The 6,082-nt window shown below is 74.2% G+C and carries 5 protein-coding genes; 4 read left to right on the top strand and 1 reads right to left on the bottom strand.

The window, feature by feature from the left end; genetic code table 11:
- Positions 1-205: 205 nt before the first annotated feature.
- The 4 genes from HHL19_RS31560 (at position 206) to HHL19_RS31545 (ending at position 4,682) form a co-directional block, all read left to right on the top strand.
- Complete coding sequence (locus HHL19_RS31560; protein ID WP_169093809.1) at positions 206-622, top strand: hypothetical protein; 417 nt, start codon at positions 206-208, stop codon at positions 620-622.
- Positions 623-645: 23 nt separating this feature from the next.
- On the top strand, positions 646-2,271 hold the full coding sequence (locus HHL19_RS31555; protein ID WP_169093808.1) for a DUF6801 domain-containing protein: 1,626 nt from the start codon (positions 646-648) through the stop codon (positions 2,269-2,271).
- A 34-nt stretch (positions 2,272-2,305) separates the two neighbouring features.
- A complete protein-coding gene (locus HHL19_RS31550) occupies positions 2,306-3,250 on the top strand; it encodes a hypothetical protein (protein WP_169093807.1) in 945 nt (314 codons plus the stop codon).
- A gap of 220 nt (positions 3,251-3,470) precedes the next feature.
- Complete coding sequence (locus HHL19_RS31545) at positions 3,471-4,682, top strand: helix-turn-helix domain-containing protein (RefSeq protein ID WP_169093806.1); 1,212 nt, start codon at positions 3,471-3,473, stop codon at positions 4,680-4,682.
- 10 nt (positions 4,683-4,692) lie between these two features.
- On the opposite strand, the gene HHL19_RS31540 is transcribed toward HHL19_RS31545, so the two are convergent.
- A complete protein-coding gene (locus HHL19_RS31540) occupies positions 4,693-6,054 on the bottom strand; it encodes a cytochrome P450 (protein ID WP_169093805.1) in 1,362 nt (453 codons plus the stop codon).
- Between the last annotated feature and the right edge of the window lie 28 nt (positions 6,055-6,082).

The following is a 6,082-nucleotide window of genomic DNA, read 5'->3' as shown; positions in this document are numbered from 1 at the left end:
GCTGCGGCGCGGCCGTCCCGGTCGGCGCGAAGCCGACCTTCAAGGGCACGTACCTCTTCAAGGTGGGTACGGCGATCCCGACGATCGTCGGCTCCAACCCGTAAGGCACCGGGACTCCGCGTCCGCCCGGCCGGCCCCCCGGCCGGGCGGACGCGGGCCTGTCCGCGTCCGCCGCCCCCGAGGCGCCCCCGAGGAGACCCGCACCATGAAGAAGCAGCTCGGAAGACGCGCCACGGTCGCGTCGACGGTCTGGACGGTGAGCCCGTCGGGCGGCTTCACCGCGGTGAGCGGGAACGTCGTCCTCGGCGTCAACGGCCTCGCCCTGCCGTGCGGCCGGTCCACCGCCTCCGGCCGGCCGCAGAACGCCACCGGCGACCCGGCGCCCGTCGCCGTCATCGACCCCCTGGCCGACCTCAAGGCGACCGTGGGGACCTGCGCACTCCGCGCGGCGGCCAAGGCGTCGAGCGCCTCCACCGACGCGACGGGCGCCTTCGCCGCCGACGGCCTCGCGGGCGAGCTCACCGTCGTCGCGGCGGCCGGCTGCCGCACGTTCGTCCCCGTCGGCTCCCGGCCGGCCTTCAAGGGGACCCGCCTGGTCACGATCACCGGCACCACCCCCTGAGCCCCCTCCGAGCGGAGCACCAGATGTCAGGCCCCCGGCCCACCCCACGATCCTCCCGCGCGCGGGTGCGCGGTGCGACGATCGCCGCGTTCGTGGCGCTCGCCCCGCTGCTGCCCGCGGCCGCCGTCGCCGTCGGCACCGTGAAGGTCGACGCCGCGCTGCCGTACGTCTGCACCCTGCCCTCGGGGCCGCAGCAGGCGACGGTGCGGATCACCGCGGCCTTCCCCGAACGGGCCGCCGTGGGCGAGGAGATACGGCCCTCCGACGTCACCACGACCGTCGAGCTCCCGGCCGCGGCCGTCGCCGGCCTCACCACGCCGCAGGCCGCCGCCGTACGGGCCGAGACCCGCCTCACCGTCGGCGTGGCGCAGGACGAGCAGCGTGCGGAGGCCGCCTGGAGCGGGACCGCGCAGCCCGTCCCCGTGCCCGCCGAAGGCCCCCTCGTCCTCGCCACGACCGGCGACGTGCCGTCCCTGACCACGGGTGCCGCGGGGGAGCTGGTCCTCACCGCCGGGGCGCTCGCCGTGGACCTCGCGCCGAGCGCGGCCGACGGGACGGCCACCACTCCCCCGTCCCTGTCCGTGGCCTGTGCCCCCGCCCCGGACGCGGAGGGCCGTACGGTGCTCGCCCGGGTCCCGGTCGGCGCCGGCGCCTCGACCGGTACGCCGTCGGCTCCGCCGCCCCCGACCACGGCGCCCTCCTCGCCGTCCCCGTCCCTCCCCTCTGACCCGCCGGTCCCGCCGACCGCGCCGGGGGTCACGCGCGGAACGCCGGGCGCCCCCGAGACCCCCGACGCGGGGCCGGACCCGAAGCCGGAGGGCAGGGGGCTCGGCCCGGCCGAGGAGGAGACACCGGGCACGCCGGGGCCCCGGCCGGACGCGCCGCCCTGCATCACCGAGGAGCCGACGCCGATGTCGCTGTCCGCGTACATCACGGGCTACTCCAACGTGCGGAAGCTGAACGGCGCCAACGTCATCCCGGTGTCCTGCACCCTGATCGAACAGGGCCTGCCCGAGATCGAGTTCCGCGAGGACGGGATCCACCTGATCACCAAATCGGTGGCCAGGCTCTCCTACCAGGGACGGGCCCAGACCCCGCCCTTCCGGGCGACCTTCCTGACCTTCGGCTTCACCCCGACCACGGCGACCCTGGTCCTGGAACAGAAGGGACCGATGACCGTCGACTCGGACGTCCTCCTGGTCTTCCCCGACAACATCTCCGAGACGTACGTCAGGGCGCCGCTGGTCCTGCGCGTCCTCGACGTCCAGGTCAACGGCACGCCGCTGGACGTCGGACCCGACTGCCGCACCGAGAAGCCGCTGACCTCGCCGGAGCCCGACCCCGCCACGTACCCCGGAGACCACCTCGTGCTCCTGGGCAAGGGGCAGCTCATCAACGGGACCGACGCCGAAGGCTACGTCCTCACCGGCGGCGGCCCCCTCACCGGCACCGTCACCATCCCGCCCTTCAAGGACTGCGGCGCGGGCGGCGAGGACCTCGACCGGCTGCTGACCGCCGCGATCTCGGGGCCGGACAACTACGTCAAGCAGATCCAGGGCCAGACCTGCTCCGTGGGCATCGAGGTACCGCCTCCGGACCAGTGCACCGAGGACCGCCAGCCCCTCGTCGTCCCCAAGCCCGAGCGCTGACCCCGGGCGCCGCCCCCGACCGAAAGGCTCCGCCATGCCCCTCGTCTCCGCCCGCACCAAGCTCGCCACCGTCTCGGCGCTCACCGCGCTCGGCGCCTTCGCCTCCATGGGCACGGCGACCGCGGCCGCGCCGGTGCTCAACGGCGGCTGGGCGCCGTCCACCCGGTGTCCCGTCGACGCGACCGCGATGGCCTCCACGGACGGTCTCGACACCTCGCCGCAGTGCGTCGTGTCGTACTCCCTCAGCGGCTCCATCAAGCTCGGCAACACCACGGTGCCCACAGGGAAGACCAACCTCCAGATGGGCGTCGTGCAGAACGCCGACGGCACCAACTCGGTCGTGGCACCCGCCGGAGGCGCGCTGATCGCCGACCCGGCCACCGTCCCCGGCGGTCTCATGGGGCTGATGTGCCCGAGCGACATCCCGTTCGTCACGGACATCTGCCGGAAGCTGACGGACGCCGACCTCAACCGGATCACCGCGACCATGGAGTCGGTCGGCACGCCCTCCGAGTTCGACCAGATCGCGGGCGTCCTCACCGACCGGCCGATCGTGACCATCCCGGTCCGCATCCGTCTGCAGAACCCGTTCCTCGGCGACAACTGCTACATCGGCTCCAAGAGCAACCCGATCCTGCTCCGCCCGAAGAACCTCACGGCGCCCGGCTTCGGCGTCACGCGCTTCGACGGCGACGGCACCGCGAACGAGGAAGGCGAGATGAGCCGCCTCGACCTGCTCGGCGCCACCCAGTACGACGACAGCTTCGCCGTCCCGGGTGCGAGCGGCTGCGGCCTCGGCTGGTTCGGGATCATCGACGCGGCGGTCAACCTGAAGACGGGGCTGCCCGCCGCCGCGGGCAGGAACAAGCTCCTCCTCGACGACACCCAGACCTACCTCACCGGCCTGTTCGCCCCCGGCGTCCTCGCCCCCGACGCCGGCAAGGTCTTCTCGCGCAACTGGCACTCGGCCGTCAACTAACGGCCACTCAGGAGTCATTACCGGCCGACTCGGCCGCGTACGCCCGCCCCGCGGACATGACTCCTGCTCAAGTTGTGTACAGCACCAAGTAGTTGTCCTAGCTTTCAGCGAATCCACATCGGTACGTACCTGATGGCTCCTGCGGCGCCCGCCAACCCCGGCAGGGCGCCGCAGCGCCGCTCCCCCACCGGTCACGTAGCAGAGCAAGGGATCGGTCTCCATGCCCTCCACCGCACAGTCACCGGAGCTCGGTGAGCCGCTCGATCCGCTGCCGCGAGAGTTCGCCGCCCTGATGCGACCGGAGATCCCGGGTCTCGTCAAGGAGATCGGTTTCGAGATCGAGCGCGCCTACCCCGTGTACAACCACCTCTTCAACGGCCCCCACTGCGACGCCATCCGCCAGGGCGTCGAGCAGGCCCTGGCCGCCTTCGTGGACCGGGTCGACACCCCCGGGACGAGCTCCACCCTCCGCGACGAACTGCTCCGCCAGTTCGGCCGGGTGGAGGCGTACGAGGGGCGCGCCCTGGACTCCTTACTGGGCGCCTACCGCCTCGGCGCCCGCGTCGCCCTGCGGCGCGCCAAGAGCATCGGGCGCACCTACAACCTCTCCCCCACCCTGATCCTCGCCTTCGCGGACGCCCTCTTCGCGTACGTGGACGAGCTGGAGGCCCTCTCCCGCGAGGGGTACGTCTCCGTCCGGACCCGCGCGGTCTCCGACGTGGCGGCGCTGCGCAGGAAGCTGCTCCACCTCGTCGTCGCCGGGCCGCCGCTGCCCCGGGCCGCCGTCGCCGAGCTGTGCCGGGAGGCGTCCTGGCAGCTCCCCGCCGAGTGCACCCTGGTCGTGCTGCGGCCGCCGGCCGCCCGGGTGGTGCCCGAGCGGCTCGACCGGGACGTCCTCGCCGACCTGAGCCTGCCGCACCCCCATCTGCTGGTGCCGGGACCGCTGACCGCCGAGCGCCGGGCGATGCTCGACGCGGCCCTGGCCGGCACCCCGGCCGTCCTCGGGCTCACCGTGCCGCCGGCGCAGGCCGCCCACTCGCTGCGCTGGGCGCGGCGGGTCCTCCAGCTCGTCGACGACGGCGTCGTCGCGGACGCGCCCGTGGTGGCGTGCGAGGACCATCTGACGACCCTGTGGCTGCTCGCCGACCCGGCGCTGACGGCCCAGCTGGCCCAGCGCGAACTGGCCCCGCTGGACGGCCTGTCGGGCACCCGCCGCGAGCGGCTCGTCGAGACGCTGCGGGTGCACGTCTCCACCCGGGCGCCCGCCGAGCAGGTCGGCGAACTGCTCGGCGTGCACGCCCAGACGGTCCGCTACCGGCTGCGGAACCTCGACAACCACTTCGGTGACCGGCTCCTGGACCCGGAGCGCCGCTTCGCCCTGGAGGCGGCGCTGCGCTCGCTCCACCTCCACGGCCGGAGGTCCGCGGACTGACGCCCGCGGGTCACGCCTTCCGGGGGACGAGCCGGCAGCGGGCCGGTCCGGCGGCCTGGAGGGTGATCGCGGGGGCGACCGGCACCTCGGTGTCCACCGCCTCGAAGCCGTGGCGCCGGAGGATCGTCGCGAGCGCGATCACCGACTCCAGCATCGAGAAGTGCTGGCCGATGCAGGCCCGGGGGCCGCCGCCGAAGGGGAACCAGGCGTAGCGGGGGCGGGCGGCCTCCGCCTCGGGGGTGAAGCGGTCCGGGTCGAAGCGCTCGGCGTCCTCCCAGTAGGCGGGGTGCCGGTGGGTGACCCAGGGGGCGACGACCACGTCGGCGCCGGCCGGGACGGCGACGCCGCCGATCGTGGTGGCCGCGACGGCCCGGCGGCCGATGACGGGCGCGGCCGGGAAGAGCCGCATGGCCTCCTTCAGGACCCGGGTGACGTACGGCAGGCGGTCGAGGTCGGCCGCGCCGGGGGCGCGGTCGCCGAGGACCCGGTCGACCTCCTCGTGGGCGCGCCGCTGGGCCTCGGGGTGCAGGGCGAGGAGGTGGAGGGCGAAGCCGATGGAGGTGGCGGTCGTCTCGTGGCCGGCGAGCAGGAAGACGAGGACCTGCTCGCGGAGTTCGGTGGCGTCGAAGGCGCCGTCCTCGGCGGACTCGGCGCGGACGAGCAGCGACAGCAGGTCGTCGCCGTCCTCCTCGGCCCGGCCGGCGGCCTTCCGCTCGGCGATGATCCGGTCGCACTCCTCGTAGAGGGCCCGGTGGAGGGCGGCGGCCCGGCGGTTGCCGGGGGTGGGCCAGTCGCGGGGGACCTTGACGGGGGCGTAGCCGCGGCTGAGCACGTACGCGCCGACGCCGGGGAAGCAGCGCTCGACGACCTCGACGGCGGAGTCGACGTCGGTGCCGAAGAGGATGCGGGCGACGGCGCGCAGGGCGAGCCGGGTCGACTCGTGGAGGACGTCGACGGTGGTGGCTCCGGTCGTCTCCCACTCGGCGGTGAGGGTGGCGACCTCGGTGGCGATGGCGTCGGCGTAGCCGTCCACGCGGCGTTTGGTGAAGAGCGGCTGGACGAGCCGGCGCTGGCGCAGGTAGTCCTCGTCCTGGCTGGTGAGCAGGCCGTTGCCGAAGGACTCGCGGACCTCCTGGTAGAAGGCGTTGTCCTTGCGGAAGTTGGCGGACTCGGCGGCGAGGACCTGCTGGGCGCCCTCGGCGGAGAAGACGGCGTAGACGTTCGCGCGGGCGCCGGGCGGGCCGGCGGTGATGCGGACGACGTCGCCGTGTTCGCGCCGGGCGCGCAGGAAGGTGCCGAGCGAGTCGTTCCTGAGGTCGAACATCGAGCCGAGGACGGGCAGTCCGGTGAGGACGGGTGCTTCGGTGGCCATCTGGTCTCCCCCTGGGTCGCGGCGCCCT

This window comes from Streptomyces sp. R302 (assembly GCF_012927245.1).
GTDB lineage: Bacteria > Actinomycetota > Actinomycetes > Streptomycetales > Streptomycetaceae > Streptomyces.
The sequence above is the reverse complement of the archived record's forward strand: the minus strand, read 5'-3'. Positions and strand labels throughout refer to the sequence as shown.

What these genes read in the sequence shown, in the direction of transcription:
- HHL19_RS31560 (WP_169093809.1), top strand. Translation starts at nt 206, where the DNA reads ATGAAGAAGCAGCTCGGAAGACGCGCCACGGTCGCGTCGACGGTCTGG.
- HHL19_RS31555 (WP_169093808.1), top strand. Translation starts at nt 646, where the DNA reads ATGTCAGGCCCCCGGCCCACCCCACGATCCTCCCGCGCGCGGGTGCGC.
- HHL19_RS31550 (WP_169093807.1), top strand. Translation starts at nt 2,306, where the DNA reads ATGCCCCTCGTCTCCGCCCGCACCAAGCTCGCCACCGTCTCGGCGCTC.
- HHL19_RS31545 (WP_169093806.1), top strand. Translation starts at nt 3,471, where the DNA reads ATGCCCTCCACCGCACAGTCACCGGAGCTCGGTGAGCCGCTCGATCCG.
- HHL19_RS31540 (WP_169093805.1), bottom strand. Translation starts at nt 6,054, where the DNA reads ATGGCCACCGAAGCACCCGTCCTCACCGGACTGCCCGTCCTCGGCTCG.